Annotated in this window: 29 protein-coding genes and 3 tRNA genes; 3 read left to right on the top strand and 29 right to left on the bottom strand. The window is 55.0% G+C overall.

The genetic code is table 11. From position 1 onward, the window contains the following. Positions 1 to 23: 23 nt before the first annotated feature. From ACZ481_RS08620 to ACZ481_RS08480, 29 genes are all read right to left on the bottom strand, one after another. Positions 24 to 791 carry a DUF4931 domain-containing protein gene (locus ACZ481_RS08620; protein WP_464769739.1) on the bottom strand — a complete coding sequence of 256 codons (768 nt, stop codon included), beginning with the start codon at positions 789 to 791 and terminating at the stop codon, positions 24 to 26. 287 nt (positions 792 to 1,078) lie between these two features. Beyond that, a tRNA-Arg gene (locus ACZ481_RS08615) sits at positions 1,079 to 1,154 on the bottom strand. 25 nt (positions 1,155 to 1,179) lie between these two features. Next, positions 1,180 to 1,253 (bottom strand) — tRNA-Gly (locus tag ACZ481_RS08610). 9 nt (positions 1,254 to 1,262) lie between these two features. After that, positions 1,263 to 1,339: transfer RNA gene (locus ACZ481_RS08605), tRNA-Pro, on the bottom strand. 120 nt (positions 1,340 to 1,459) lie between these two features. Then, complete coding sequence (locus ACZ481_RS08600) at positions 1,460 to 2,017, bottom strand: Fe-S-containing hydro-lyase (RefSeq protein ID WP_464769738.1); 558 nt, start codon at positions 2,015 to 2,017, stop codon at positions 1,460 to 1,462. Between the two features lie 13 nt (positions 2,018 to 2,030). Beyond that, positions 2,031 to 2,876: a fumarate hydratase gene (locus ACZ481_RS08595; RefSeq protein ID WP_464769737.1), complete on the bottom strand. Its 846-nt coding sequence runs from the start codon at positions 2,874 to 2,876 to the stop codon at positions 2,031 to 2,033. 14 nt (positions 2,877 to 2,890) lie between these two features. Continuing rightward, the gene (locus ACZ481_RS08590) at positions 2,891 to 4,120 is read right to left on the bottom strand and encodes an NAD(P)-dependent malic enzyme (protein WP_464769736.1); all 1,230 of its coding nucleotides are present in this window, start codon (positions 4,118 to 4,120) and stop codon (positions 2,891 to 2,893) included. A gap of 120 nt (positions 4,121 to 4,240) precedes the next feature. Continuing rightward, complete coding sequence (citC, locus tag ACZ481_RS08585) at positions 4,241 to 5,287, bottom strand: [citrate (pro-3S)-lyase] ligase (RefSeq protein WP_464769735.1); 1,047 nt, start codon at positions 5,285 to 5,287, stop codon at positions 4,241 to 4,243. A 111-nt stretch (positions 5,288 to 5,398) separates the two neighbouring features. Then, complete coding sequence (gene citF / locus ACZ481_RS08580; RefSeq protein ID WP_464770598.1) at positions 5,399 to 6,937, bottom strand: citrate lyase subunit alpha; 1,539 nt, start codon at positions 6,935 to 6,937, stop codon at positions 5,399 to 5,401. Positions 6,938 to 6,942: 5 nt separating this feature from the next. Beyond that, on the bottom strand, positions 6,943 to 7,818 hold the full coding sequence (locus ACZ481_RS08575; RefSeq protein WP_464769734.1) for an HpcH/HpaI aldolase/citrate lyase family protein: 876 nt from the start codon (positions 7,816 to 7,818) through the stop codon (positions 6,943 to 6,945). Next, a complete protein-coding gene (gene citD / locus ACZ481_RS08570; protein ID WP_464769733.1) occupies positions 7,818 to 8,108 on the bottom strand; it encodes a citrate lyase acyl carrier protein in 291 nt (96 codons plus the stop codon). The genes ACZ481_RS08575 and citD overlap by 1 nt, the downstream gene beginning before the upstream one ends. A 199-nt stretch (positions 8,109 to 8,307) precedes the next feature. Continuing rightward, the gene (locus ACZ481_RS08565) at positions 8,308 to 9,249 is read right to left on the bottom strand and encodes an alanine-tRNA synthetase second additional domain-containing protein (protein WP_464769732.1); all 942 of its coding nucleotides are present in this window, start codon (positions 9,247 to 9,249) and stop codon (positions 8,308 to 8,310) included. A gap of 78 nt (positions 9,250 to 9,327) precedes the next feature. After that, the gene (locus ACZ481_RS08560) at positions 9,328 to 10,575 is read right to left on the bottom strand and encodes a methylaspartate ammonia-lyase (RefSeq protein ID WP_464769731.1); all 1,248 of its coding nucleotides are present in this window, start codon (positions 10,573 to 10,575) and stop codon (positions 9,328 to 9,330) included. 101 nt (positions 10,576 to 10,676) lie between these two features. Next, entirely contained in the window at positions 10,677 to 12,128 is a 1,452-nt protein-coding gene (locus ACZ481_RS08555) for a methylaspartate mutase subunit E (protein WP_464769730.1), read from the bottom strand. A 27-nt stretch (positions 12,129 to 12,155) separates the two neighbouring features. Beyond that, positions 12,156 to 13,538: a methylaspartate mutase accessory protein GlmL gene (glmL, locus tag ACZ481_RS08550; RefSeq protein ID WP_464769729.1), complete on the bottom strand. Its 1,383-nt coding sequence runs from the start codon at positions 13,536 to 13,538 to the stop codon at positions 12,156 to 12,158. Between the two features lie 16 nt (positions 13,539 to 13,554). After that, positions 13,555 to 13,965, bottom strand: coding sequence for a methylaspartate mutase subunit S (gene glmS / locus ACZ481_RS08545; RefSeq protein ID WP_464769728.1), 411 nt, complete (start codon positions 13,963 to 13,965; stop codon positions 13,555 to 13,557). 5 nt (positions 13,966 to 13,970) lie between these two features. Then, positions 13,971 to 14,948, bottom strand: a complete 978-nt coding sequence (locus tag ACZ481_RS08540; RefSeq protein WP_464769727.1) for a GntR family transcriptional regulator — start codon at positions 14,946 to 14,948, stop codon at positions 13,971 to 13,973. A gap of 284 nt (positions 14,949 to 15,232) precedes the next feature. Beyond that, entirely contained in the window at positions 15,233 to 15,607 is a 375-nt protein-coding gene (locus ACZ481_RS08535; protein ID WP_464769726.1) for an RDD family protein, read from the bottom strand. Between the two features lie 96 nt (positions 15,608 to 15,703). Next, complete coding sequence (locus ACZ481_RS08530; protein WP_464769725.1) at positions 15,704 to 16,180, bottom strand: metallophosphoesterase family protein; 477 nt, start codon at positions 16,178 to 16,180, stop codon at positions 15,704 to 15,706. Beyond that, positions 16,177 to 16,785 carry an XTP/dITP diphosphatase gene (locus tag ACZ481_RS08525; protein ID WP_464769724.1) on the bottom strand — a complete coding sequence of 203 codons (609 nt, stop codon included), beginning with the start codon at positions 16,783 to 16,785 and terminating at the stop codon, positions 16,177 to 16,179. The genes ACZ481_RS08530 and ACZ481_RS08525 overlap by 4 nt, the downstream gene beginning before the upstream one ends. Before the next feature lie 3 nt (positions 16,786 to 16,788). Beyond that, positions 16,789 to 17,532, bottom strand: coding sequence for a ribonuclease PH (rph, locus tag ACZ481_RS08520; RefSeq protein WP_464769723.1), 744 nt, complete (start codon positions 17,530 to 17,532; stop codon positions 16,789 to 16,791). 29 nt (positions 17,533 to 17,561) lie between these two features. Beyond that, on the bottom strand, positions 17,562 to 18,878 hold the full coding sequence (locus ACZ481_RS08515; RefSeq protein ID WP_464769722.1) for a histone deacetylase family protein: 1,317 nt from the start codon (positions 18,876 to 18,878) through the stop codon (positions 17,562 to 17,564). Further along, positions 18,875 to 20,548 carry a hydantoinase/oxoprolinase family protein gene (locus ACZ481_RS08510; protein ID WP_464769721.1) on the bottom strand — a complete coding sequence of 558 codons (1,674 nt, stop codon included), beginning with the start codon at positions 20,546 to 20,548 and terminating at the stop codon, positions 18,875 to 18,877. Before ACZ481_RS08510 ends, ACZ481_RS08515 begins: the two co-directional genes overlap by 4 nt. Before the next feature lie 29 nt (positions 20,549 to 20,577). Further along, complete coding sequence (locus ACZ481_RS08505; RefSeq protein ID WP_464769720.1) at positions 20,578 to 21,333, bottom strand: acyl-CoA dehydratase activase; 756 nt, start codon at positions 21,331 to 21,333, stop codon at positions 20,578 to 20,580. A 20-nt stretch (positions 21,334 to 21,353) separates the two neighbouring features. Further along, complete coding sequence (locus ACZ481_RS08500) at positions 21,354 to 22,349, bottom strand: 2-hydroxyacyl-CoA dehydratase family protein (RefSeq protein ID WP_464769719.1); 996 nt, start codon at positions 22,347 to 22,349, stop codon at positions 21,354 to 21,356. Between the two features lie 123 nt (positions 22,350 to 22,472). Then, positions 22,473 to 23,144, bottom strand: a complete 672-nt coding sequence (locus ACZ481_RS08495) for a coenzyme F420-0:L-glutamate ligase (RefSeq protein ID WP_464769718.1) — start codon at positions 23,142 to 23,144, stop codon at positions 22,473 to 22,475. A gap of 11 nt (positions 23,145 to 23,155) precedes the next feature. Further along, positions 23,156 to 23,698, bottom strand: coding sequence for a hypothetical protein (locus tag ACZ481_RS08490; protein WP_464769717.1), 543 nt, complete (start codon positions 23,696 to 23,698; stop codon positions 23,156 to 23,158). Positions 23,699 to 23,742: 44 nt separating this feature from the next. Then, a complete protein-coding gene (gene murI, locus ACZ481_RS08485; protein ID WP_464769716.1) occupies positions 23,743 to 24,573 on the bottom strand; it encodes a glutamate racemase in 831 nt (276 codons plus the stop codon). 79 nt (positions 24,574 to 24,652) lie between these two features. Beyond that, a complete protein-coding gene (locus ACZ481_RS08480) occupies positions 24,653 to 25,063 on the bottom strand; it encodes an acyl-CoA thioesterase (RefSeq protein ID WP_464769715.1) in 411 nt (136 codons plus the stop codon). Positions 25,064 to 25,152: 89 nt separating this feature from the next. Here ACZ481_RS08480 and ACZ481_RS08475 point away from each other — a divergent pair, with 89 nt between their 5' ends. The 3 genes from ACZ481_RS08475 (at position 25,153) to ACZ481_RS08465 (ending at position 26,930) form a co-directional block, all read left to right on the top strand. Continuing rightward, on the top strand, positions 25,153 to 25,425 hold the full coding sequence (locus ACZ481_RS08475; RefSeq protein WP_464769714.1) for a hypothetical protein: 273 nt from the start codon (positions 25,153 to 25,155) through the stop codon (positions 25,423 to 25,425). 101 nt (positions 25,426 to 25,526) lie between these two features. Further along, complete coding sequence (locus ACZ481_RS08470) at positions 25,527 to 25,811, top strand: DUF2325 domain-containing protein (RefSeq protein ID WP_211367480.1); 285 nt, start codon at positions 25,527 to 25,529, stop codon at positions 25,809 to 25,811. Positions 25,812 to 26,243: 432 nt separating this feature from the next. Continuing rightward, entirely contained in the window at positions 26,244 to 26,930 is a 687-nt protein-coding gene (locus tag ACZ481_RS08465) for a response regulator transcription factor (protein WP_464769713.1), read from the top strand. The last annotated feature ends 52 nt before the right edge of the window (positions 26,931 to 26,982 follow it).

The following is a 26,982-nucleotide window of genomic DNA, read 5'->3' as shown; positions in this document are numbered from 1 at the left end:
GGCTGCGCTCACTGCGACTGAAATTATAATCCGTATATTCGCTTGAGGTCAGCAGCGACGTCGGGAATACGGGTGGACAGCTGGGGGATGGCGTAGCCTATGTAGATGGGCGAGGTAACGAACCGGGGCATAATCTTGGCAGTTATCTGGCCGCCTATATGGTAGAAGAAAATATTGTAGCTATTACAGTGGCGGTTGAAGTGGTTGAGGAAGTAGTGGGCGCAAATTTGCAGGTAGTCAGCCAGGCGGTCAATTTGCTCGAGGTCAGCGAGCTTGATGTTGAGCTCAACGAAGCCGACCAGCGGCTTGTCGGCGATGGCAAGTTCAACGCCGCCATCGCGGTTGATGATAATTCCTTCGAGGCTGGCCGGGGGGATGTTGATGGTGTAGTCGAGGTGGCGGAGGCCGATGATCTGCATGTGGGGGTGGCGAATACTGCCGCCCGAGCAGGGGCCGTGGTTTTTAAAGAACAGGACCGAAGCGAATTCGCCGCCGGCGATCATGTCTAGCCAATTCTTGCTGCCAAAACGGATGAGCCGGTGAAGGTGGTCCTTTGGATATAACGACAGTTCGGCTGCGCAGTCATCGGTTTCGATGAGGACAGTCGGGAAAGTGTCCCGGAGCACCGGGTATTTATTGGCGATAAGGAGTATCGGCCCGTCTTCGGCTATGATGGCCTCAAGTTCGTCACGGCAGCAAAAGGGGCATTTATGGCCGTTATCAACAACGGTCACTGGTTTGGTGCCGCCAATCTCAGTGTCAAAAACGAGATGGATCTGCCTTAAGGTCATGGCTAAGTCTCCTTGCTGCTAAGTGTTTTGCTTTTCTTATTATACCATACCGGGCAAAATTCTTGAGACGGTCATGCTCGGGCTATCGGCGAAGGTTCGCCATTGGCAGTAATTAGATTCGGGAAAAAAATATACACCATTATCAGTTTGCAAAAAAAATTTCATAAGCAGCAAGGTCGCGCCGGCAAAGGGCATTCACGCGCAAATTCTAGTGTCATCTGTCGCCCAATATAAGGCCGTCTTTACATAACAAAAGGCTCCCGATTCCCCGGAAGCCTCAATTTCTCTGGCACGCCTGGTAGGAATCGAACCTACGGCCAACCGCTTAGAAGGCGGTTGCTCTATCCTCTGAGCTACAGGCGCATTTTTTATATTGTTGAAAATAAAATGGAGCGGGTGAAGGGAATCGAACCCTCGTAGCTAGCTTGGAAGGCTAGTGCTCTACCATTGAGCTACACCCGCAAAATTAAGTGGTCGGAGCGGCAGGATTCGAACCTGCGGCCCCCTGGTCCCAAGCCAGGTACTCTACCAAACTGAGCCACGCCCCGTAGTCACAAAATATATTATACTTATTATTAGAATGTTTGTCAAGCGAGGATTTTGGCCATTTTTGCCCTTCTGTGTTAAGCCGGTGCCGGCCCTGTCAGGGGCCGGCACCAACGGCAGTTTTACAGGTCGCGGTACTTGGACTGGCCTTCTGTATAATAATTACGCCCTTCGCTGTCGATCACGACAATGGCCGGGAAATCTTCGACCGTCAGGCGGGACAAGGCCTCCGGGCCAAGGTCCTCATAGGCTACGATTTCGTATTTCTTAATGGTTTTGGCGATCAGGGCGGCAGCCCCGCCGGTGGCGGCGAAGTAGACGGCGCCATGCTGCTGCATCGCTGCCACTACCTCAGGCGAGCGGTAGCCCTTGCCAATCATGCCGCGCAGCCCCTGGTCCAGCATGCATGGGGTATAGGCATCCATGCGGCCGCTGGTAGTGGGGCCGGCCGAGCCTATCGCCTGGCCGGGCTTAGCCGGCGCCGGGCCGACATAGTATATAATTTGATCTGTAAAATCCACCGGCAGTTGTTCGCCGGCAGCCAATGCTTCCACCATCCGTTTGTGAGCGGCATCGCGGGCAGTATAAATCGTACCGCTAATCAATACCAAGTCTCCGGCTTTAAGCTGACGCGCTTGGGCAGCCGACAGCGGGGTGACAAGCTTAATTGCCTCTTCCATCTTCCAGTCCCCCTTATAATTCCACTTCGGCATGGCGGGTGGCATGACAGTTGATGTTAATCGCCACAGGCAGCCCGGCAATGTGGGTAGGATAATACTCTATATTGACAGCCAGGGCTGTCACCCGGCCGCCAAGGCCTTGCGGGCCCACACCGGTCTTATTGACTAATTCTAAAAATTCCTGTTCAAGCTGCGCATACTCGGGCTGGGGATTACGCTGATTAATCGGGCGCAGCAGGGCTTGCTTGGCAATAATGGCTGCTTTTTCCATCGTGCCGCCAATACCCATGCCGACAACGATGGGCGGGCAGGGATTGGATCCGGCGTTAAAAATAGTATCAACAAGGAATTTCCTGATGGCCGGCAAGCCATCTGCCGGCTTGAACATTTTAAGGGTACTCATGTTTTCGCTGCCAAAGCCTTTGGGGGCTAAAATGATTTTTATTTTGTCACCGGCGACAATGGTGGTATGCAGCACAGCCGGCGTATTGTCGCCGGTATTTTTGCGATTAAATAATGGTTCGGCGACAACGGATTTGCGCAGATAGCCTTCCGTATACCCCCGGGCTACACCGGCATTGACGGCCTCAGCCAGACTGCCGCCGGCAATGTGCACATCCTGGCCAATCTCCATAAAGATCACGGCCATACCGGTATCCTGACAGATAGGCATTTGCTCGTCCCGGGCTATACAGGCGTTTTCCACCAGTTGCCCGAGAATCGCTTTGCCTAATGGGGATTCCTCCCGTTCGCGGCCTGACTCTAAGGCTGTGCGAATATCGTCAGACAAATAATAGTTGGCGTCAACAGCCAGTTTGGCGACAGCGGCTGTAATTTGTGCGGCGTCGATTGTACGCATGCTTTCCTCCTTACTTAGCGGTTCTGCTTAATGCGCGCTGCTGTTTTTTTCCGGATGTCTTCCGGATCAACCTGAATCCTGGCCACCCCGGTCTCCATGGCGGCCCTGGCGACGGCGGCCGCCACCGCCGGGGCAACTCGCGGGTCAAAGACATCAGGCACAATATAATCCTCCCGCAGTTCGGACGGGGGAATCAGGTCAGCCAGCGCATACACAGCGGCAAGTTTCATCGCTTCATTGATTTGACGGGCCCTTACATCAATTGCGCCCCGGAATACGCCGGGGAACACAGTCACATTATTTACCTGGTTAGGCGCATCGGACCGGCCGGTGCCGGCAACTCTGGCCCCGGCAGCTTTTGCGTCTGCATAGCTTATCTCCGGCACAGGATTGGCCATGGCAATAACAATCGCATCCGTATTCATCTGTTTAATAATTGCTTGGGTAAAGGCACCTGGCGCCGACACCCCGATCAGGGCATCCGCATTGCTGGCCACAGCTTCGAGCTTACCTTCCAGCTTTGTCAGGTTAGTAACTCTGGCAAGCTCGGCCTGAACCCGGTTCAGGCCAGGCATCCCTTGATAGAGGGCACCGTGGACATCCACTATGATTACATTTTTCGCTCCGGCATTGACAAGCAGACGGCCAATGGCCGTACCGGCCGCCCCGGCGCCATTAACGACAATTTTGGCGGCAGCCAGGTCTTTGTTTACAAAGCGCAAAGCACTGATCAGAGCCGCCACGCCGGCAATCGCGGTGCCGTGCTGGTCGTCATGAAACACCGGTATATCCATTTTCTCTTTTAGCAGATCCTCTATGTCATAACACTTGGGTGACGAAAAGTCCTCCAGATTAATGCCGGCAAAAGTAGGCTGCAGGTAGGTAACCGTCTCAATAATTTTGTCCGGATCTTTGGTGCCGAGACAAATAGGCACGGCATCCACATCACCAAATACCTTAAACAATACCGCTTTGCCTTCCATAACCGGCAGCGCCGCTTCCGGGCCAATGTCGCCAAGCCCCAGCACCCGCGTCCCGTCGGAAACAACGGCAATCATATTGCCCCGGCAGGTGAGTGCGAAGGACAGATCCTTATTGTCTTTGATATCTTTGCAGGGCTCGGCAACGCCGGGAGTATAGGCCAGGCTGAGATCATAGCGCGTGGAAAGCGGCACTTTGGGAGCAACCGCCAGCTTGCCCTGATGTGCCCGGTGCAGTTGTAAAGCAGCTTCGCGTACGTCCATATAAATCCCCCCTCAACATATTTGGATTTGACTGACAGTACCAGTTGATTGGCCGGCACTAACGGCGGTCGTAAACAGATGCCGGAAAGCCTGTGCGGCTGTGCTGAAACGGCCGCCCGGTTAATGCCGCGAACGGCTGGCCTGGATACGGTCAATGACAGGCTGCGCTGCCGGCGACAGCAGATACCGGTAGGTTGTTGCCGGCACCAGTTGTTTAACAGCAGCCCAGTCCTGACGGCGGATCAGCTCCCGCACCCGCGAGGCGCTGATGGCCTCGTCCCCGGCCGTGATGCGGGGCATCATGATTAGCTCAATGCCGTGCCGGGGCAGTATCGCCGCTAACGCCTGATTATAGCTATTGGTGGTTGCACAATAAGGCTCATCGCCCACATAACGCCTGGTCACACCAAGCGCCGGCCCGATATGCCGGGCAAAGATGGTGGCATCAAGACAGGTCTGTGCCTGCCCGGTGTCTGCCCCCCGGGTAAAATAGCCGGGAAATGTCGCTGCGGAAACAATATATTTTCCGGCCGGCAATACTAAAACGTTCGGGTATTCCGCCAGTCCCTCCCGGACTAACTGCTGGCGCACCGCAAAGGGAAACAGCGATTTTTCTTCACTGACAACCAGGACAACAACCCCCTGATTCTCACTTGCCGCCCGGGAGACTAGCGCTTTATGGCCTAAGGTAAAGGGATTGCAGTTAACGACAAGGGCGGCTCTGGTTCCGGCCGGCAGGCCGGCGGCCTGAGCTGCCGCCTGCCGGCAGTAACTTTCAATGGAACCCAGTCCGGACTCCAATAAAACAGCAAAGGGTTCACAGCGAGCCACTTCTTTAAAGCCTAAGGCCGTAAACAGCGGCGCGGCAGCAGGTTTGGTATAGATAAAATAGTGGTAAAGCCCGCGCTGCCCGGCCTGCTGCATAAGCTGGCTGACGACCCTGGCAGTCAGTCCCTCCCCCTGCAGCTTAGGGGAAACGGCGATATTGCGCAATACCTCGCCGGCCAGGGAACCGGTAGCGATCATCTCTTCCTGCTGATAAAAGGCAACAGTATAGTCGACACTGCCGTCATAGGTCAGATCAAAACCGGTCAAAAAAGTGCGGACAGCCTCAACTTCCCTGCTATTGTCAAGGTTAATCTCTCTTGTCTCATAGTCAGCCCACATACGATACCTCCCCGTTCAGCCGCACTAGCGATGACCGCCGGCTGAAAGTTCTTCGCCTTGATCATCGCTAGCCGGTTGCAACAGTAGTGCTGCGTCGATTTTTACTGTTATCTATTTGACCTGTCTGACCACATCAATTACGGTCCCGTCACGGTACTCAACAATGGCAACAACCTTAGCCTGCGTGGTCACAGCCTCAGGCACGCCGGCAATTTCCTCAGCCAGGGCCTTTAGCTCGGTTACCGTTTTCAGCGGCAGGCCTGCGGCCTGCAGTTTTTCATATAAATCGCGGCGGCGCGGGTTAACGGCAACACCACGCTCGGTGACCAGTACGTCCACTGTCTCCCCCGGTGTGGTCGCTGTCAGCACCTTGTCCATAATAATGGGCAGACGGCCGCGCAGCAGGTTGGCAACAACAATCGTCACTTTCGCCCCTGCCGCCGCATCACTGTGGCCGCCGGAACCACCCATAACCACGCCGTCCGAGCCTGTTACCACATTAATATTAAACCCGGTATCAATCTCAGTCGCGCCCAGAACCACCACATCCAGGTTATTGACAGCGGCGCCCAGATTAAACGGGCTGGCATAAAAATCGGCGCCCACCTCCAGATGGTTGGGGTTGGCCGCTAAGGAACGCACCGCCTCAAGATCAAACCCCTGAACATCGATCAGTTTGCTAAATAACCCGCTTTCCAGCATTTCCACCATGTAACCGGTGATTCCCCCCAGGGCAAAACTACCGGTTACGCCGGCTTCCTCCATCATCTGCCGGACGTAGTAGGCAGCTGCCAGTGACGCACCGCCGGCGCCGGTCTGGAAGGAAAATCCGTCTTTGATTAGACCGGTGGCTTTAATTACTTTGGCGGTTGTTTCGGCAATTTTCAGACCGACCGGATCCCTGGTTATCTGGGTGGTGCCGGAAACAATCCCTTTCGGGTCGCCAATACATTCCACCTTCACAACATAGTCTACCCGCGTTTGCGGAATCGATATCGGTGACAGCGGAAAAGGCCGCAGGTGGTCGGTGATGGCCACAACATGGTCGGCATACTGAGCATCGGGAACCGCATAGCCGAGAGAGCCGCAGGCTGCCGGGCCTTCGACCCCGTTGAGGTTGCCATACTCATCTGCCGCCGGGGCGGCAATAAAGGCAACGTCAATTTTCAGTTGGCCGCACTCAATCGCCCGGGCCCGCCCGCCGTGCGTTCTCAGCACCACCGGCCGGGGGAACACACCGCCCGATACCGCCTGGGCCACCGGCCCGGACAGGTAATTGGTATCAAGACCTGTTACCACGCCATTTTTAACATGCTCAACCAGGGGGGCATGGACGGGAAAAACCGAGCTCAGGGCAACAGTCAGGTTTTTGAGTCCCAGCCGGGCCGCCACGGCCAACACCATATTGACAACCCCGTCGCCGTTGCGCAGGTGATGATGAAAGGACAGCGTCATCCCGTCGGTAACCGGGATACGCTTGAACACTGCGGTCAGGTCTGCGGTCAGCTTTTGCTCGCCCGGCAGAATCCGTTTTACCTTAGGCGCCTGCCGCCGCATATCAGGGACGGTGGCAAAGGCCCCGGCAAAGGGCTGTACCGGCCCGTAGCCGTCAACATAGGCCGGCAGGCTGCGGCCGATTACATTTGTTATGTGGTTCATACTAAGCCTCCCTCTGCCAGCCCCAGTAAACGGGCCAGCTGCAGAATCCGCTCAGCCCTGGCGACAATCGGGGCATCGACCATTTTGCCGTCAAGCGAAGCCACGCCTGAGCCTTCGGCCCCTGCTTTACGGATCGCTTTTATGACCCGCCGGGCCCAGTCAATCTCCTGGGCGGTTGGATCAAATACGCGGTGAATATCATCAATTTGGCGGGGGTTAATGGCCAGTTTGCCTTTAAACCCCAGCTGTTTGGCCAAAGCAGCATCAGCGAGCAGACCCTCCCGGTCATTGACATCGGTAAACGGGGTGTCAATGGACTGGATGCCGGCAGCGGCGGCGCTGTTCACCACCATGGTCCGGGCGCTGAATATCTCAGTGCCTTCTTTAGTCCGCTTAGCCCCCAGGGCCGCCGTATAATCCTCGGCGCCAAAAGCCAGCCCGGCCACCCGCTTATCCGCTCTGGCAATGGGATAGGCCTCGGCAATGCCACTGGGGGTTTCCAGCAGGGCAATCAGTTTAACCGGCGCCTGCCCCGGCGTTTCGGCAGCAGCCACCAGTTGAGCGGCCTGCCGGATATCGTCCGGGCACTCCACTTTCGGCACTAAAATGGCATCAGGGCCGCAAGGCACAATGGCCTTAATGTCCTGCCGGGCAAATGTGTCCAGCGGATTAATCCGCACGACCTTCTCACTTGTCCGGTAATCTATTGTTCTCAGGGCTTCGGCAACCAGCAGCCGGGCGGCGTCCTTTTCCTGCGGCGCCACTGCGTCTTCCAGATCAAGGATAATGGCATCAGCCCCGAAGATACCGCCGTTTTGCAGCATGCCTGGGTTATTGCCCGGCATAAATAACATCGTCCGGCGCAAATCCATTATATCAGCTCCTTTGCCGGCACAACGCCGGCCCGGGTGAGGGCGGTCAGCGTCCGGGCCCGGATCGTGCAGTCCAGCGCCCCCCGGTCCACCGCCTTAATATATACATCAATGACGTCCTGCTCTACAATGACGGCCCGAATTGTCTTCTGGATAGCCTGGCCGTATTGAGCAAAAACTATGCTTTCCAGTTCAATGCTTATGCCGCTGCCCTGGGCACCGGGCGCCACTGTTATCATAATATCGTTGGATTCCAAGGTTCCGGCTTGCGCCGGCTTAAGCTCGTTCATACTAACCCTCCTTTAGAAAACCCGGCTTATGCCAAGTCCCTCAGGGCGCCGGCAAAACCGCCGTGGCCCCTGAGGGTAAAGATTTTTTATAAAGCAGACTTAGCTTCAGAGGGGTTTTAACCCCATCTGAAGGTTAGTCATCGGATAAATTCCAGTGCAAGAAAAACAAGGCTGATCAGCCTCAGCAGGTAATCAGCCTTTAACAATTGACAGTGTTTAACAGGGTAAACCCATCAAGCGTATCAGACATGGGACCGACAAGGCCGATAATAAGATAGGTCCGGGTTTTGGGGTCAAATTTATATTCCGGCATCAGACGGAAGTTTTCAATCTCTTCCGTATTGCGCACATGCGTGCGCGGCCCGGAGCAGGACCAGGTCATATCGCCGATTTTAATATGGCCCTCATCGCAATAACTGATATTTATCTCTTCATCAATCAGCTTTTTTACCTTCCGTTCCACGTCCGGCAGGGCGGCCGACAACTCCAGCGGGTATTCCAGCACAAAGCCGTGATGAACATCGCGATGGCGAAACTCCAGGATAGCCCCGTAGTCGTTAACCAGGATACTGGTGGTAAGGTCTTCGGCGGTATGCGCCATTTTCCGGTATTGAAGGGTTTTTACAACAACATCCCTGATTTCCTGCGGTACAGGACCAAACACGGTTGGTCTGACAACAATGACCTCGCCGCCAACGCCGATGAGGACATCGGCATTGGTTTTGAGCAAGGGATACAGAAGATCAAAGTGCTCGACAATGACCCGTTTATCATGATCCAGGGCCTGCCGGACAGCCTCCGCCAAGACATGAATCTGCGTAAATGCCAGCTCAAACCGCATGTCGATATGATAAGTATGGCTGGAGAAAAATCCCCTGTCGATATTCTTAAGCAATGGCAGCGGCCTGATATTGACACCGTCGTCATCGTTAGTAAGCTCCAGCCCGGGAAACATTCCCTTGACCAGTGATGATTTGCCGGCGCCGGCATCGCCGATAATCCCGATAAGGCGGTCAAGCGGCGACAAATAGCGTTCACTCAGCTGCTGCCCCAGAATGTACATGCGGTTGCGGCCGCGGGGAGCAAAATAGCTGGAATACATAAGCTGGTCGCCAAGACCTAATGTGCTGGTGGATTTCATAACAGGTCCCCCTCTGAACTGCTAACCCCCTGTCAGCGTCCTGGTTTTGCCCGGCACCCGGAACCCTCTAGCAGTTTCTTAGTGTTTACGACTCCGGCGCACTGCAAGAATGCGCTGCATTTCATTATATACAATCATATAGCCCTCGTCTACGCCCATTCCCGGTTTCGCCAGCATTTGTACAGGCTGGGTTGCCATCGCGATATGGACGCATACCTCGGCCGAGCGGTTGGTCTCATTGCAGGTGCCGCCCTGATAGGCGCCAACGCCTTTCTGCTTGCAGTACAGGACAGCTTCGATAATATTATTGATGCCTCCCAGGTCCGGGGTTTTGATCTGCAGCATATCACCGGCGCCTTTATCGGCAAAATCCTTAATGTCCTCGAAGGTATTGCACCACTCGTCGGCAACAATCTCAACCTGAATATGCTCGGCCTGCAGGCGGGAAGTGATCTCGGCCAGTACCTCAATCTGCTTTTCCCGGTCCTCAACATCCACCGGGCCTTCAATGCGGAGCTTCAGCGGCGCTGCCGCCTGTTCAAGCTGGCGGAAAAATTCCACCATCCGGTCAACATTGTTGTGGAAGGCCAGGCCAATTGTGCCATACACGTCAATATGCAGTACCGGCGCATAGTCGGCCGTGGTCTTGAGCTGGGCCACACGGTCGCGCAGCCAGCCCACATACTCCAGCAGCAGTTCGCCGTTTTCCCCCAGCTTTTCCTTCACATTGTTGATCAGGCCATGGGGTAATACCTCGGCATGCTTAATAATCATTTTGTCAACATTATTATACCGGTCATCGCCTGACTGGGTAAAGATAGCAATTTCCCGCTCGCTCACCTGCGTGTTATATTCGTCGGCAATAACCTCGCACATCAGCTGCTTTTTCGCTTTGGCCACCGCAGCCAAAATCGCCTGGGTAACGCCATAACGCAAAGCCGTGTGAATCCGTTTGCCATTGTCGTAATTCAGGTTGTCGATCTCTTCGGCCAGCTGTTTGAAAGAGGCCAGTTCCCGGCCCACCAGCCGGGGTTTAATCATTTTCTCAATAACCGGAATAAAATCCTCGGCCAGGAATAAGGGGTCCCGTCCACCGGCCCCGCTGTATTGCACAGCCGCGCAGTCGCCATAAGCAATCTGGCCGTCTTCCAGAATAATCATAACCGATACGGCTTCGCCCGCCTGCCGGACAGCCTTGAAGCCATCAGTGACAGGCTGGCCGATATAAGTAAAACCGTCATGAGCGGCCCCGGCCTTAATGGCCCGCTGATCATCAAAGTAAAAACCGGTACGGCCTTTGGCGCAAACTACATCAACTATTTTCATGGTATCGCTCCTTAATATTCATATTAACAACAGCAAGCGGCAAGCGGGCGTCAGGCTGATCACCCGCCTGCCGTCCGCATCCGGTTCAGCAGCCGGCCGGCTTAGCGCGGGCGCCCTACCAGGTTGCCTTTAGAGATAGCATAGATATCGTCAATAACCATTTGGAAGCTGGGGGAACGGCCTTCGGCTTTGGCCCGCTCAGCCATCTTGTCCTGATGGAAAGCGACAAGGTCCGGCGTGAACGGCAGGTTGCCGACATCAAACAGGCGCACAGCCCCGTTGTTGTCACGGGCCGGAAGAATTTTGTTCAGGCTGAACTTGCTGGGCGCGAACGGCACATCAAGCACACCGGCCTCGAAGGCCCGCACCGCGCCAACGGCATAATCACTGCCGCCCAGCGCGAATACCTTGTCAAGGATGCAGCGGGTTTCGGCTTTAATAATATTGATTTCCAGCTCCAGCTCACTGGTCATCGGGAATGCCTGGTCCTTCAGCATATTAATCATTTGTTTGGTGGTGCGCAGCCCCTGGGCATTGGCTTCCTTGGTCGGAATGCCTAAGGCCTCATGGGGGGTCTTGACAATCACCTTGGTGGCTTTAGCCAGGGCTGCCGTTGCCGCGCCCCAGGAAATAACCCCGAAGGCTTTGGCCTCATCCTGCGGGAAGCCCCCCATCCATTGATGGAACACCGTGGTAAGTACGCAGTCATTGTAGCCATGCTTGTTCATATATTCGTCGGCAAGCTGCTCCAGGGCGCGAATGGCGGCAATATCCTGAATCAGATTACCGCACTGGCCGTAGCCAAGGGTGATATTTTTTACACCCTGTTCGGCCGCCAGAATTCCCTCGATAATCGCTACTGCATGCGATACACTGGGCGGCACCAGGGTTCCTGTCAGCGGACCAAACGGTTCCCGGTTGATCTCAATACCGTGTTCGGCATAAATACCAATCATCCGGTCGCAATACTGCCAGTCGTAGATCGTTTTTTCCAGCGACACGCTTTTCGCATAGGGAATGTTGTAGGAAATACCACCGCCCTCGTAAGAGGTGTAGCCGGCGGCAATCGTAATCTCTCCCAGTAGGCGGGCATCCGGGGTCCCATGGCGGACCTGCAGCGGCGCTTCCACACTCTCCACCACCCGGCGTACACCGGCCACGCCATGATTGACGGCCGGGAAGCCGTTTAACAGGGAGCGCCCGGCCTTCAGGCTTTCTTCGATGCCGTTCTGGGCCTCTTTGTACTGGTTTTGCCGGGTATAGCTGTCAATAGTGCTTGGCAGGAGGTCGGCTTCGCCTTCTGTCTTGAGGAAATTAAGCAAATTTATATGTTCATCAATAAGAGCAACCCCGGCGCGCGGCTGGGTCAGGGTTTCACCGTTTTTCTTGGCTTTTACCAGGCGTTTGGCGAAATGACGTTTGGCCGGGATATTTTCATGATATTTAACCGCTGCTTCAAAATCAACCTCTTTGCCTGTCGGCCAGTGGGTAAGGACTTCCTGGCGGATGGCATAAAACTCGTCATGGGTCCACTTTTTATTCTTAAGTTCCATGTGAACAAAAGCCTCCTCTTATCTCATCTATTGCTTGATAATGTATTTTTTCATCATTCGCACCGCTGTAGCAGGATATTCTTCGCCCAGCAGGCCCATCGACGCCATAATGTAATCCTGGTCGATAAAAAACTCCGGTTGCTGTGGTTTGAGAACTTCCGGGCTATTTTCGTCAAATAATATCCCCTGCAAAATCTCCTCCGGCCTGGGGTTGTTGACAATTACCCCGCCGGTGCCGATCACCGTGGCCACCTTGGTCAGATCCTTGCCATTCTGGACATGGCTGATGCCAAAGGGCGTGTAGTAAATAACCAGATGCCCCACATGCCTGTCGGCACTAAGCTTTACACAGGCTTTGCCCATCGCAATCTCAATGGCCGCTTCGGCCTCAGTCGCCGGCAGATAATCAATATCGGCCTCCACTTTGGCAACATAGGCAGCGGCTGCGGCCGGCGTCACACCGGCATAGCCGGCGATCAGCTCCGCCCCGGCTGCTTTCAACAGGGCGCCGGCACTATAGCGCATGCCCAGGTCGCCTTCCACGGTGCGTTTGCCGAACGGCTCAGCCAGTCCCTTTAACGAAACCCCGCCCACGGTGGGATCGCCTTTAGCGATGGAATACACATCCGTGGTGGCCCCGCCGATGTCCATTACCATTAAATCACCGAGGCCTTTTTCGTTGCCCCCGCCCTTGCTTAACAGCTCGGCGGCTTTCAGCACGGCGGCCGGTGTCGGCATAACCAGCCGGTCTACCATTTTATTGGCCCGGTTTAATCCCTTGGCCTCAGTAATGCGTTTCAGGAATATATCGCGGATAACAACCCGGGCCGGTTCAATATTAAGTTCATCCAGCCTGGGCATTACGTTTTCGGTGGGCCGGACCTCCGTCATTTTCGCCGCCAGGATATCTACAACCGTAGGCGTTACCGACTTATTGCCGGCTACCACCACCGGTACATCCAGGTCCAGTCCGGCCAGCATTCTGGCATTATGGACAATGACCTTTTGATTGCCGCCGTCGGTGCCGCCGGCCAGAAGAATGATATCAGGCTTTAAGCCGGCGATTTCTTCAATTTCATATTCACTTAGTTCATGACTGAACACCTTCAGCACTTTGGCGCCGGCCCCCAATGCCGCCCGCTTGGCAGCCTCGGCCGTCATCTCCGGCACTAAGCCGACAGCGATCATTTTCAGCCCGCCGGCCGCGCTTGAACAACCCAGCACCTGACTGAAATCAAGTTTGCCGGTCCGGGCAAACAAAGCGTCCAGGGCCTGATTAAGACCGTCCATGATATCGGTGGTAACAGTAGTAATCCCCCGGGCAGTACCTAGTACCTGTTCTTGTTCAACATCTACCGCTGTGATTTTGGTATAAGTACTGCCGAAATCGATGAGCAATACATTATTCAAAATACAAGACCCCTTTTTATGTTAAATCCGCTTGCAGGTCGGCCAGAACCACATCAGGCAGTGTTCCCGGCTCATAAACCTTGTCATACCCCATAGCAAGGAACTTTTTTTCCACTTCTTTAAAGTCTGTTTTGCCGACGACCAGGTTGCCGCCAACATAAAGCAGGATATCTTCAATGCCGGCTTCCCGGCAGCGGTCGCGCAGCCCCCGGCAGTCAATCTCGCCATGACCATACAGGGAAGCAACCAGAATGGCTTTTGCGTCGGTTTCAATGGCGGCGTTAACAAATTCCTCCTGCGGAACCAGCACACCCAGGTTAATTACCTCATATCCGGCAGCGGTAAGCGCATGATTGAGGATTTTATTGCCCACTGCATGACAGTCGGCACCAATCACACCTAATATAACCTTCACCTTGTTTGTCATTTCCACTACTCCTTTGCTTTATCGGACTCAGTAACCAACCGGCTAACAACCTGTTGGAGTGATCCCTGGTCGATTTCATAATAAAAGGTGATGATGTCCTGTGCCGCACCTGCTGCCTGGCGCACGCTAGATTGCATCGAGTCAGCGGCGACAACCACGCTGTGATCCGCAATACACTGCTTTACCTGCTCCCCGACCCGGCCAACGCACGAGTTCAGCGTAATACCGCTGCAGCCGATTTTGACCAGCAGCCGGTTTAAGGCGGTGACAAATTCCGGGGTTTTGGCAACAACAGCCACGGTTGTGCCTGCCGGTAGACGGGCCAGCTTGATTACGGCCTCAAGGTTCGGCGTAGTAGCCACAGCCATCAGTTTATTGCTGCCGCCGAGGCGTTCAGCCACCGCCGCCTGATGCTCCATTGTCGTCACGATCAAATCGCAGGCGGCAAGAAACTCCGGCTTCACAGCTCCTGTCAGTACCTCTGCCAGCGTAAGCGCTTCCAAGCGAACCTTGGCCACTTGCCCCAGCTGCGCCACAAACCGCTCCACATATTCAAGGGTGCAGTCGATAACGGCGACCCTGAGTTCTCTGACGGCAAACTCCCTTTCTTTGGCCCGGATAGCGACAAGCGCCGCAAACTGCTCCACCGTGAAACCAAATTCCACTGCCTGCACCATAGCCGCATCAATCACCTTGAGCGCCCGCTCGAGCCTGCTGCCGGCGATATCGGCACCGGCCGTCATGGGATCGGCCGCCTGCTCGCGTACAAAAGTTCCCCGCCCCTGCCGGGCCTCAAGCACCCCCTCCAGCAGCAGTTCTTTGTAAGCGGCGCTGACCGTATTCCGGCTAATGCCAAGCTGCTCCGACAACCGGCGTTCTGTTGGCAGCTTGTCGCCGGGTTTGTAGCAGCCTGTCTTTATTTTGTCCAGAATGTGCGCTTTCACTTGCAGGTAAATCGGTACGCCAAGTTTTTGTACAATCACAGCCATCATCCCTAATTAATTGGATTAATGGATTAATCCAATTTTCTTTTACACTCTTATTATCCCATAGCATGTGTCAAAAATCAAGAACATTCTAGCAAAAAATCCATCACACAGAGAAAAAATTCGTATTTTTCTCTCTTCTCTGCCAATTCTTCTGCCATGGTCACGGCGCCTCCGGGCGGCAGCCACCGGGAGAACGCATAATAAAAAGGCAGAACTCGCTCTGCCCTTTATTATGCCTTATATATTCGCGTGTTATCGCTGCCGGCTTAGCGGATAATTTACAGTACTCTAATCACCAGCGTAGCGGCCAGCCGGTCCCCCAGACGCTGATTATTCACCGAGGTCCAGATCAGCACCGCACCGATAAAATAGAAAAACAGACCGTCAATAAGCCTGCAGGCAGTACGGACAGCTGCCGACCGCAGATCGCAGGCCGACCCGTCCGCTTTCACAACTTTAAGGCCGCACAGCATTTTGCCGGGAGTTGCCCCATAACTGCTTTCAAAATAGGTGTAGTAACAAAAGCCGATAACTAATGACCATAGATAGTGCGCTCCCCCGAGGGCCGCGGCGACGGCCCCGCCGATCACCGCCAGCAAAATCCCGTCGACAATGGTGGACAAGGCCCGAATGCCAACACCAGCTCCTTCCATCTCCGTTCACCTCCCATACTTATGGCACCGCTGTGTACTACTATATGCAGCGGCGGTCGGGTAAGTGCAAAAAGAAAACCCTGCCGGCCGGCAAGGCTATAATTCTTTGATAACTCCCTCAACACTACCATCAGTATGAATCTCTAAGATGCCGTAGCTTGGCGGCGACCCGCCCCGCGGCGCTCCCGGACTGCCGGGATTAAAGAGCAGGATGTCGCGATGGCGGTGATTGTACGGAATATGGGTATGGCCAAAAACCACGATATCGGCACCGTATTGCCGGCCCCACCAGACCAGCTCATCGACACCATATTTTACATCATGCCGGTGGCCGTGGGTCAGCCAGATTTTCTTGCCGGCCGCTTCAATATATTCATCGGCAGGTACGGCAGCGGTCCGGTCACAATTACCCGCCACCCCGGTCACCGGCAGGCCGGACAGCTCAGCCAGCCGCTGCCCGTCCCGGTAGTAATCGCCGGCGTGCAGCCAAAACGCAACCGTGCCGGCGCTGCCAATCACCCGGTGCAGCACCCCGGCGTCGCCATGACTGTCACTGACAACGCCGATTCTCATTTTGCCGGCGCCGCCAGTTGTTTAACCAATTCTCTGATGGCCCGGCCCCGGTGGCTGATGGCATTTTTTTCATCATGGCTCATCTCCGCCAGCGTCCGGTCATATGCGGGCAGCCAAAACAGCGGGTCGTAACCGAAGCCTTGGGTGCCGCGGGGAGCAGCGAGAATAACGCCTTCCACTGCCCCTTCGCTGGTGAGAATCACTTTGTCGGCATCAGCGAGAGCCAGCACGCAGCGGAAGCGGCCGCTGCGGTTTGCCGCCGGCACGCCGGCCAGATTGGCAAGCAGCTTGTTATTGTTAGCCTTATCCCCGGCATGATCGCCGGCATACCGGGCTGAATAAACGCCCGGGTCCCCCCTTAGGTAATCGACCTCCAAGCCCGAGTCGTCAGCCAGGCACAGTTTACCTGTCAACCGGGCGTAAAACTGCGCTTTGGCACAGGCGTTTTCCGCAAAGGTCAGACCGTTTTCCGGCGCCTCGGGAAAACTGCCTAACTCGGCCAAGGCTATCACCCGGTAGGGCAGGCTGCTTAACGCCACCTTAAATTCAGCCACTTTGCCGACGTTTTTACTGGCAACAACAATTTCTTTGATTGCCTGCGGCATTTGTTATCCCTCCCGCCCCACTTTCCAGGCCAGCTTGCCCAGTGTTTCCTTCTGGATATCCAACAGTTGCTCGATGCCCTGACCGCCGACAGCCAGCAGCTCGTTTAACTGGGCCTGCGTAAAGGTTCCTTTTTCACCGGTTCCCTGGACTTCGACAAACTGGCCGCTGCCGGTCATAACCAGGTTCATGTCCACGATTGCGGTGGAGTCTTCACTGTAGCACAAATCCAGATAAACGCCGGCCGGCAGAATGCCGACACTGACGGCCGCCAAAAAGTCCTTCACCGGAAAAGGCTTGGTACTCTCGCCCCAAATGCTGTTGACAGCGTCAACCAGCGCCACAAAGGAACCGGTAATAGCTGCTGTCCGGGTGCCGCCGTCGGCCTGCACAACATCGCAGTCCAGCCATATGGTTTTTTCCCCCAGGGCCTTAAGATCAATGACACTCCGCAGGGCCCGGCCGATTAACCGCTGGATTTCATGAGTGCGGCCGGTCAGCTTGCCCCTGGCGGCCTCCCGCACATTACGGCTTTGGGTAGAGCGCGGCATAAGCGCATATTCAGCACTCACCCAACCCTCGCCTGATCCCTTTAAAAAGGGCGGCACTTTATCCTCAATCGTTGCGGCACAGATGACCTTGGTATCACCAAACTCCACCAGCACCGAGCCTTCGGCATATTTTAAATAATTGCGGGTAATGTTGACTTGCCGCAGTTCGTTCACTGCCCGTCCGTCTGTTCTGGTCATAATGACCTCCTCAAAGAATAGATATTTTATCAGATTTCTGCCAGTGTATCCTGCTCTTTATCCTGAAGGTAGTAGTGGTCGTGCCGGCCGTCTTTTTTCGCATTATGGACGGCGGCCTGAGCCTGGCGCCGGCAGGCGCCGCAGCTGTGGCGGGGAATAATGGCGGCAAAAGCCGACCTGCTGCCGGTCCGGCTGGCAGCCTGAGTAGCCACAGTCTGATAGCCCTGGCAGAATGGACACTGCCGTACGGTTTCCAGCTGCTGCTCCTGAATGCCGCTGTCGTCATAGTAGATATTCCGCCGGCGCTGCCAACATTCTCCGGCGCCGGCAACAGCCTCACGCTTCAGTTCGGCCCGCCGCTGCCAGATTTCCCGCCATTCGTCCACCAACTTGGCAATATACCGGGTATTGGTTTCCGGCTGGCGCGGGCAGCGGGCAATGTCCGGCTCCACCACCCGGCTGTAGTCCAGGCCGGCCATGGCCAGGATAATACCGGTATTTACATAAGGCAGGGCATCTTCGATGGCATAGCCGCCCTCCAGCACGGCAATATCGGCGTGCAGCTTTTCCGTCAGCCGCGCGTAACCCTGGGCGGTAATCGCCATATTGGCCAGCGGGTCGCTGTAATGATTATCCTGACCGGCTGAGTTGATAATTATGTCCGGCTTAAAATCTTCCAGCATCGGCAGCACGAGCTGATCCAGCACAACATGCAGCCCCTGGTCCGTGGTGCCCGGCGGCAGCGGGATGTTAACGGTGGCGCCGAAGGCGCCGGGGCTGCCAAGCTCAGCCATGGCCCCGGTCCCGGGATACAGCGTGCGGCCATCCTGATGCAGGGATATAAACAGTGTGTCCGGATCATGGTAAAAAATATCCTGGGTGCCGTCACCGTGATGAACGTCAGTATCGACAATCGCCACTCGGTTGAGGCCATAGTGGCGTCGGAGATATTCTACCATAACGGCTTCTATATTGATAGTGCAGAAACCCCGTGTGCCATGGACCACCCGCATGGCGTGATGCCCCGGCGGCCGCACCAGGGCAAAGGCGCTGGTTACTTCCCGCTGCATAACCGCCTCGGCGGCGGTTATGGCCCCACCGGCCGACACCAGGTGAGCGTCGGTAATCAGCTGAGCAAGCCCCGGCACACCAATGTGGACCCGCTCGGCATCCTGCAAGCGGGCCAGCTGCGGCCGGAATTCCTTAATATTGGGCAAATCCAGCAGCCCTTCCTCGACAATCTGGTCCCGGGTATACAACAGGCGCTCTTCCCGTTCCGGATGAGCCGGGGTTATCGCCCAGTCAAAAGCCGGAAAAAAAACCAGTCCTAACGATTTTCCGCTCATAATCCCGCCTCCCGCGCCCGCACCGGCATCAAGACACCGGGTGCTGCCTGCAGCCTGCAGGTCATAATCTTGCCAATGGTGGCGAACCCGCGGATCACATTAAACTCTTCCTCGTAGATCCGCTCACTGTGAACCGCCGCCTCAGCCATGCCGCCGGCTGCCGCCCGTTCGCCCAGATGGACTGCCGCCGCCGCCCAGGCCGCCTGCAATGTAAAATTCCTCTTATCAACCGGCCGCTTGATGCCCAGCTCGGGCACAGTATAAAAGCCCTGGGCCGTATCCGCCCGCAGGGTAATTTCCGTCGTTGACCGGGCTGCCGCCGCCCCCACGGCATTAGCCACCATATATCCCGGCGGCACCTGCCACGGCAGTTCCAGCTGCTCGGCCACCAGCGGCGCCAGCCCCAGGGCGGCGCCGCCCACGCCGATAACCAGCTCCGGCCGATAGCTTTCGCCGGCCATAATATCCTCCACTTTATAGACCGGTTTGGCCGCCTGTTCAGCCAACAGCGCCCGTATTGTCCGGCACACAATGCCTGTGGCCGCCCGCAGTGTTTCCCAGGCAGCGTCTGCCGGTGTCTGGCCGTCTGCCGCCACCCGGATCATCGCCTGCCGGGCCAGCGCCGGGTCGCCATAGTCAATCAGGCCGGCCACCCGCAATGCATCGGCGACAGCCGGTTCCGGACCGCCGTTGCTCATCGCCGGCCCGCAGCGCATCGGTCCGACCGCCAGGCTGCCCTGTTCGCGGCGGACATAACTGTCGCCGCCAATCCCCACCGACCGCAGCCAAAACGAGCGTACTGCCGTGGGATAGCCGTTCACAGCCGCTCCGCCTGGCGCCAGCAGCGGGACGCCGTGCTGCCATAACGCGATATCGGTGGTTGTGCCGCCGATGTCCAGCGACAGGACAGGGCCGGCCGGCGCCGCCAGGGCCATAATGCCCAGCACGCTGGCTGCCGGGCCGGTAAAAATAGCCTCGACCGGCCTGGCTTTGGCAGCCGCCAGCGGCAGCGTGCCGCCATCCGCCTTGAGGATGTACACAGGCGCGGTAACGCCCCGCTCAGCCAGCGCCGTTTCAATGGCGGCAGCAAAACGGGAAAAGATTCGCCATACGGCTGAATTATAATAAGCCGAATTAATTCGCCGCAGATAATTTAACGAGCCTGAGACCTCAGCCCCCAGTGATATACAGGCCGGGTTCAGCTCTTCCGCCACCCAGCCGGCTACCAGCTGTTCCTGCGCCGGGTTGCGCACCGCAAACTTGCCGGCCACGGCCGCTGCGGCAGTCCCGCTTAACTCCCGGCAGGCGGCAGCGACCTCGGCCCGGTCAGGTGCCGCCTGCTCCCGGCCGCGATGATCGGTATAGCCTGACAGAAAATAAGGCGCTGCCGGCACCAGACCGGTGAGATTAAGCCCCGGCCCGGCCATAAGCAGCAAGGCCGCTTTGTCGGTTGTCCCCTCGATCAGGGCATTGGTCACAATCGTTGTCGATAATGCCACCCGTTCGATCCGGCTCCCGCCAAGGCCAGCCAGCACCTTATCAATAGCAGTCACAACGCCGCTTAACAAATCCGGGTGCGTTGTCGGCGTTTTGCCTGACGCCATGATCTGGCCGCCGGCAATAATTACGGCATCGGTAAAGGTTCCTCCCACATCAATTCCCAACAGCACAATGTTCGCCTCCCAACCGTTGCGGCCGGCTATTTATACACAGCACAGCCAATTGCCCCATTAAGCTGGGGATAGACCGGCACGATAACCTCCACTCCCATTTCCCGGGTAATAAACCGCTTGATTGCCCCGCCTAAGGCCACGCCGCCGGTAAAAACGACGGTATCGCTTTTCAGGGCGCTCAGCATCGGTTTTATCCGCTTGTAGATCGTATAATTGACGCCGGCCGCCAGCTCAGCCACACTAAACCCCTCCACGATCCGGCCAATCAGCTCGGATTCGCCAAAGATGGCGCAGGTGGCGCTGAGTTCGACCGGCTGCTCGCTATAGCCGGCCAGCTCTTCCAGGCCAATCCCCAGCACCGCCGCCATGTTTTCCAGATAGCGTCCGGTACTGGCCGCACACTTGTCGTTAGTCTGGAAATCCACCATCCGGCTGTTGCGCACCTTGATCACCTTGCTGTCCTGACCGCCTAAATCCAGCAAAGTAAAATCATTCAGGCCGGTTTGGGCAATGGCGCCCAGCATATGCGCTTTCAACTCCGGAATGACTGTCGCGCCCACAATATTGATGGTATTGCGGCCATAACCGGTGGCCGTCAGCCGGGTTACCGCCGGCAGGCCAAGGGCGGCAAAATCCACCGCCAAACCGCTGGCCGTCCGGTGACCGTACTCACGGTAGAATGCAGCCGTCTCATACACAGTGGCAGCGGCCGGTTCCCGCGCGCCGTCGGCCATAACCACCACTTTAACACTGCGGCTGCCTAAATCTATGCCGCACCGCATACTATTCCTCCTTTACCTGCTTACCGCAGCATTTCCAGAAAGCTGTCAAGCCGGAGTCTGGTCCGGGCGTCAAGCCGCCCCGGTTTATCGCCTTCAATTGTTAGAATCGGCACCGCCAGTTTCTCCCGCAGGATCATATCCTCAATTTGCCGGAAACAAAAACTCTGCACATAATGAATGATGCCGTCCAGGTTGCGGCGCTCGATCTCGGCCTCTATATCCTTAATCCGCCCAAATACACCATAGGGGTAGGTGTACAGCCGGTATTGCTCCACAATATCGGCGGCGGCAAACGGCATGGCAAACTGCCGCTGCACCTCATTATAGACCACCCGGGCCCCCATCGTTTCCAGATAAGGGTATAAGTCGGTAAAAATTGGCGGCACGCCGATATATCCCAGCCGCAGCTCGTCCGCATATTCACTCGCATTGCCGGTCACAGCCAGAAACCTGTCCACATCCTGTTCAAAAGCGCCGGCATCACTGTTAAAATCACTGCAGCTCACCTGATACAGGTGATTATGCAAGCCGCTGACCGTATTGGCCTGCCAGGTCAGCCGGTCAATCTCTGCCACCTTCAGCCTGAGCTGATCCAACTGCTTTTTAACCGCGTTAACCGCCGCCCAGTCTGTCCCCAGGACGGCCATAAGTTTCTCCATTTGCAGCTTTAACAGGTCGTAATCACGGTCAAAGGGATAGGCAAAGGGAATCGTCTCGACCCCGGCCAGTTCATAGGTCTCCATCAGCGCATGGGTATTGCTGCAGTCCCCCTGCGTAACGGCAATCACCTTGTCAATGCCGCCAAAACCGGCATTTAGTTCCTTATTAACCACAACAGCATATAATCCCTTTATCCAGCCGCAAATATTCCGGGGGTAACCGGCCTCTTCGGCTGTTTCCACCATCCGCCCGGCCTCGGGGCTGGTAATGAATATATTGTTTAAGTCAACCGGGGTATGCCCTGCGGCCAGAATAATCTCGACCGGCACAGTAGTCGTAATGCCGATGCGGGCCATAACAATCACATCTCCTATTGGTATGTTGGCGCCACCGGTGACAAGGACCAGCACCGGCCTGGCATACAGATATTTAAAACAGAGGATAGTCTGCCTACCCTCTGTTTACTGTCAAAACCAAAATTATTGTCCTGTTGCCTGTTGGGCGGCTAAGCCGTAGTTTTTGATAATCACAATCGGTGTCTTTTGACTGGCATTACCGAACGGATTATCGATAAGTATCCTGGCAATCTCCTTGGGTTCAAGTCCCCGGGTAGCCCCCAGTACGGCCGCCCGCTTGAGATCATTGACATCGGCTACAACCGCCCCGTAACAGCCCAGACGTTGTTTGATGGCTTCAGCCACACCGTCAGGGTCAGCCGGACCATATACTAAATGCTTATCAAAGGGCGGCATCGTACCGGTCACATCATCAATCAGGGCCGCCTGCTCCCCGGCCAGCTCATAAAAGAGGCCGTGCCTGCCTACCAGTTTGCCCAGCATACCCAGGAACATAGCCCAGGCAACCCGGAAGCTGCCTTCGGCATTCATCGCCGACTGCATGCCATATACGGAAGACAAACTGCCTTTCTGCGGCACAAAGCGGCAAAGTATCCGGGCTAATAGCGACGGCTTAATATCTTCCGGCCGCACAACCCGTCCCTGCGTAATCGCCACAACACTTTCCGCCACCGATACAACGTCATTGGGGCCAATATCGGCTTGTGCATAGTGCTCGATTATATCAACAATATCATCCTTGTCTGTAAGAATCCGGGTTGGCACCGGTCTTAGCTCTAGTGCCTGCTCTGTCATATCTATTCCCCCTATCTGACTGCAGCCTGCTGCCCGGCGGCCAGAGCCTTGTGAATTTCAGCCGCGGTCATAACCAGCCGGTTTTTATCCATATACCAGGGGCTGCGGGCGACTACCTGAAAAATAATATCAATCGGCATATCCACCATATCCGTAAGGGCCTCCCGGATGTTGCCGTCCTTGGCAGTGAAGGTTACGGTTACAATAACGGCCCCGCCGGTATTGTAAGGAACAATGTAAGCTTCCCAGTACCCGTCACTGCGGTTAGCACTGTCCAGCGTCAGCCGGACATCCGTATCGACGGCGTCAAATTGCTCGCACGGCAAAAAATGACGGGGAAAAACATCCATTAATGTACCATCCTGCGTGCCATTATTAACAAATGGCACCGTGGCCTTAAAGGTTGCGGCCGCCTGAGTAATTTCCGTAAGAGTAAAATCAGTACGCTGATCAACAATAAATTGGAAATGAGCATCCCCCTGCTTGGCAATATACAGCCATATAGCAACAATTGCACCTACCACAAGAATCAGTAAAACAGCTAAAACTTCCATACTAGTGCCTCCGCATCGGGTATCGGCAAGGAAACCCTTGTATTTTAAACTTTTGAATAATAATCCTGCAAATGAACCAGTTCAAAATCCGGAACCTGGCCAGGAGCCCGGGGAAAACCGATAGCGCAGGCCGCTACCCGTTCCGCCCGCGGCAGGTCGGCTGAAAAGCACAACCGCAGCCGTCCCCGCGCCCGGGTAGCGAGCTTGTCGTTATGGGCCAGCAGAGTGCGCGCCTCGGCTGCCGTTTCCCGGGCCGGATCGATAAGGACAACCCCAGGTCCCATAATCTCCCGGATCAGTGGGCTGATAAACGGATAATGGGTACAACCGAGGATCAGCGCATCAATCCCGCTGTCGGTAAGGGGCTTAAGATACGTACGGGCTGCGGTTTCTATCTCCGGTCCGGATAGTTTCTCCTGCTCGATAAGGGGAACAAAGCGCGGACAGGACTGGGCCACCACCCGGGCCGCCGGCGCGGCGGCCTTAATGGCCCGGGCATGTTTGCCGCTATTGATGGTCGCCTCGGTGGCAATGACCCCGATATGCTGGTTCCGGCTGGCTGCCACAGCGGCCGCTGCGCCATTGTTCACTCCGATCAGCAAAAACGGATACTTCTTTTGGGCTTGCTCCAGACCAAGGGCCGTCATCGTGTTACAGGCCGTTATGGCTATTTTGATCTTTTGCGCCGAAAAAAAAGCCAGAATCTCCTGCATAAACCCCAAAATTTCTGCTGCCGGCCGTGAGCCATAAGGGGTACGGGCAGTATCGCCAAAATATATTATATCTTCTCCAGGCAGCAGGCTGAGCACCTCTCTGACCACCGTCAGCCCGCCTAGCCCGGAATCATAAATCCCGATTGGCGCATTATCGCCCATGACGCCACCTCCTATCAAGTTAGTCTCCCTTGGCGCCATATATAATATGCAAAAGACGGGGATTGATGCATCCTTATCATCAACCCTTAGCTGGCAGCAGGCTGCTTATTTTTTTAAAATAGCGGTCCGGCAGGCGGACAATCTTCCCCTGCCTGTTGGTAAAGGCATTTTGCGTGCGTCCTGTAGCCAGCAGGGCGCCGTCATGCTCGCGCAGCACCCGGTAGGTAAACACCATTTTTACTTTGGAAACCTCGTCCAGTACCGCTTCAATAAGTATATAATCGTCAAACCTGGCTGACAGGCGATATTTGCACTCCACATCGGTAATGGGAAAAACGATATCCTCAGCCATTAGATCGTTAAGCAATACCCCGGCCTGCCGCAAATACTCCACCCGCGCCATCTCAAACCAGCGAAAGTAGTTGGCATGGTGCACCACTCCCATCATGTCGGTTTCAACAAATCTGACCTTTTCCCGTACTGTAATCATTAGTTATCCCGTTCCTATATTAATTGATAAGAAAAAAAGCACGCTATCAGCATGCTGGTAGAAGAATTTACGTATTCATTGTACTTTTCTTGGACATTTTTGTCAATGGCGGATTAGCCATTAAACGGGGCAAACTACTAAGGGAGGTGAAAAAACAGATGCCAATCTACCGCGTTATCATCGACGGCCGGGAAACCGGTGAACCGGTCATTGCCGCCAATTATGCCGACGCCTATTTTGAAGTTGCCAGCGTCCTGCCGCTTACCTATCAGACAGATGTAAAACTGGTGGCCGTCGAACAAACAAGCGACAATCCGCAACAGCCAACAGCAGCCGCTGCCCTGCCTAAAATCTATGACTAAATTTTTTTAATATAGCACTATTGTCCTATTGACGTGAGGCTCTAAGTCCACTATAATGTAATTGAGAATGAGAATAATTTTCAATTGATAGGAGTGATATTATGTCAGTGTTTATCGTAGGTGCCGATGTATTAGGCAATATACCTTCCAATCTCTCCAAAGCAGGTGTCAAGACGCTGCTGCATTTTAAAGGCCGCAAACGGATTTCTGAGGATATTCAGATACCGGCAAATACGGATCTGGTCTTGGTTATAACAGATTACATATCCCATAATATCGCCGAATTAATTAAACGCAAAGCGAAAGAGGCTTCCTTGCCGGTTGTCTTCTCCAAACGCTCCTGGAGCCATCTGCAGGAAAAAATTCAACCTTATATGGTGAAATAGCATGGCCAACAACGTAATGAACTGTAGGCGGTCTTGCCCTTTGCAAGCCGTCTGTAAGCAGCCAATGTTTAATTAATTCGTTGATATTTTTATGGCTTGTCAGTGATAAGCGTTTATCCCCCGGGGATAGACGCTTATTTTTTCTTTTCCTTCCGGCCGCCGTAAAGGCATAAATATTAACTGTTTATTTATTTTAACAGAGATATTTTATGAAACCAAACAAATTTCCAATAAATATCTGCGAGAATAGGATTAGCAAGAGTATCCAGGGAAGGAAAATCTTTCACAAGGTTGTGGCCGTAAAGGAAGTTGTCTTACATGAGCTTGCTGCTGATGCATAATAAAAGCCCTGTTTCCCGGTAACAAAATAAGTAAAAACATCCAGGGACGGAGAATCATTCACAAGGTTGTGGCATGAAAAGGATGTTTTGGATGAAACTGCTGTTAGTAGAGGATGAGAGTAGATTAGTAGACTCGTTATCCCATTTATTGAAAAGAAACGGTTATGTGGTCGATGCGGCTTTGGACGGCCAGACAGGGATTGATATGGCCTGCACGGGGGTGTATGACATTATTATCCTGGACCGGATGCTGCCTTATCAGGACGGCCTGACTGTCCTGAGAGAGTTCCGCAGTCTGGGCCACGATACGCCGGTACTTTTTCTAACGGCCAAGGATTCTCCCGACGACCGGGCCGAAGGCCTGAATGCCGGCGCCGACGATTACTTAATCAAACCGTTTTTTTCGGTTGAACTGCTGGCCAGGCTGCAGGCCCTCTCCCGCCGCCGCGGCAAAGAACTGACGGAAAATGTGCTGGCTGCCGACGATCTGGTGCTCAACCCGATGCGCTGCCAGGTAGTAAAGGCCGGCGAGGTGATTCAGCTCACCCTGAAGGAATCGCAGCTGCTGGAGCTCTTAATCCGCAATTATGATCGGGTAGTGACCAAAGAACAGATTATTCAGAAGGTATGGGGCTATTATTCGGAGGCGGAGTTTACCACCGTAAATCTCTATATTCATTATCTGCGCAAAAAGCTTAACCTGCCTAATCTGAAAACAATCTGGGGTGTCGGTTATTCCTTATATGCCAAAGACAAAGCGGCCGGCACCGCCAATTAACGCCCCAGCCCTGACTGCCAACCATCATTCCAGGCCACCGGCCCCGCGCCGG

The sequence above is a fragment of the Sporomusa intestinalis genome, assembly GCF_055383785.1.
Note: the sequence above shows the minus strand (reverse complement) of the source record. Positions and strands in the feature narration are given on the sequence as shown.

Bases quoted from the DNA above. Each gene is read 5' to 3' on its own strand.
- ACZ481_RS08620 (WP_464769739.1), bottom strand. From the start codon at position 791: ATGACCTTAAGGCAGATCCATCTCGTTTTTGACACTGAGATTGGCGGC.
- ACZ481_RS08600 (WP_464769738.1), bottom strand. From the start codon at position 2,017: ATGGAAGAGGCAATTAAGCTTGTCACCCCGCTGTCGGCTGCCCAAGCG.
- ACZ481_RS08595 (WP_464769737.1), bottom strand. From the start codon at position 2,876: ATGCGTACAATCGACGCCGCACAAATTACAGCCGCTGTCGCCAAACTG.
- ACZ481_RS08590 (WP_464769736.1), bottom strand. From the start codon at position 4,120: ATGGACGTACGCGAAGCTGCTTTACAACTGCACCGGGCACATCAGGGC.
- citC (WP_464769735.1), bottom strand. From the start codon at position 5,287: ATGTGGGCTGACTATGAGACAAGAGAGATTAACCTTGACAATAGCAGG.
- ACZ481_RS08575 (WP_464769734.1), bottom strand. From the start codon at position 7,818: ATGGATTTGCGCCGGACGATGTTATTTATGCCGGGCAATAACCCAGGC.
- citD (WP_464769733.1), bottom strand. From the start codon at position 8,108: ATGAACGAGCTTAAGCCGGCGCAAGCCGGAACCTTGGAATCCAACGAT.
- ACZ481_RS08565 (WP_464769732.1), bottom strand. From the start codon at position 9,249: ATGAAATCCACCAGCACATTAGGTCTTGGCGACCAGCTTATGTATTCC.
- ACZ481_RS08560 (WP_464769731.1), bottom strand. From the start codon at position 10,575: ATGAAAATAGTTGATGTAGTTTGCGCCAAAGGCCGTACCGGTTTTTAC.
- ACZ481_RS08555 (WP_464769730.1), bottom strand. From the start codon at position 12,128: ATGGAACTTAAGAATAAAAAGTGGACCCATGACGAGTTTTATGCCATC.
- glmS (WP_464769728.1), bottom strand. From the start codon at position 13,965: ATGACAAACAAGGTGAAGGTTATATTAGGTGTGATTGGTGCCGACTGT.
- ACZ481_RS08535 (WP_464769726.1), bottom strand. From the start codon at position 15,607: ATGGAAGGAGCTGGTGTTGGCATTCGGGCCTTGTCCACCATTGTCGAC.
- ACZ481_RS08530 (WP_464769725.1), bottom strand. From the start codon at position 16,180: ATGAGAATCGGCGTTGTCAGTGACAGTCATGGCGACGCCGGGGTGCTG.
- ACZ481_RS08525 (WP_464769724.1), bottom strand. From the start codon at position 16,785: ATGCCGCAGGCAATCAAAGAAATTGTTGTTGCCAGTAAAAACGTCGGC.
- rph (WP_464769723.1), bottom strand. From the start codon at position 17,532: ATGACCAGAACAGACGGACGGGCAGTGAACGAACTGCGGCAAGTCAAC.
- ACZ481_RS08515 (WP_464769722.1), bottom strand. From the start codon at position 18,878: ATGAGCGGAAAATCGTTAGGACTGGTTTTTTTTCCGGCTTTTGACTGG.
- ACZ481_RS08505 (WP_464769720.1), bottom strand. From the start codon at position 21,333: ATGCGGTGCGGCATAGATTTAGGCAGCCGCAGTGTTAAAGTGGTGGTT.
- ACZ481_RS08500 (WP_464769719.1), bottom strand. From the start codon at position 22,349: ATGGCCCGCATCGGCATTACGACTACTGTGCCGGTCGAGATTATTCTG.
- ACZ481_RS08495 (WP_464769718.1), bottom strand. From the start codon at position 23,144: ATGACAGAGCAGGCACTAGAGCTAAGACCGGTGCCAACCCGGATTCTT.
- ACZ481_RS08490 (WP_464769717.1), bottom strand. From the start codon at position 23,698: ATGGAAGTTTTAGCTGTTTTACTGATTCTTGTGGTAGGTGCAATTGTT.
- murI (WP_464769716.1), bottom strand. From the start codon at position 24,573: ATGGGCGATAATGCGCCAATCGGGATTTATGATTCCGGGCTAGGCGGG.
- ACZ481_RS08480 (WP_464769715.1), bottom strand. From the start codon at position 25,063: ATGATTACAGTACGGGAAAAGGTCAGATTTGTTGAAACCGACATGATG.
- ACZ481_RS08470 (WP_211367480.1), top strand. From the start codon at position 25,527: ATGTCAGTGTTTATCGTAGGTGCCGATGTATTAGGCAATATACCTTCC.
- ACZ481_RS08465 (WP_464769713.1), top strand. From the start codon at position 26,244: ATGAAACTGCTGTTAGTAGAGGATGAGAGTAGATTAGTAGACTCGTTA.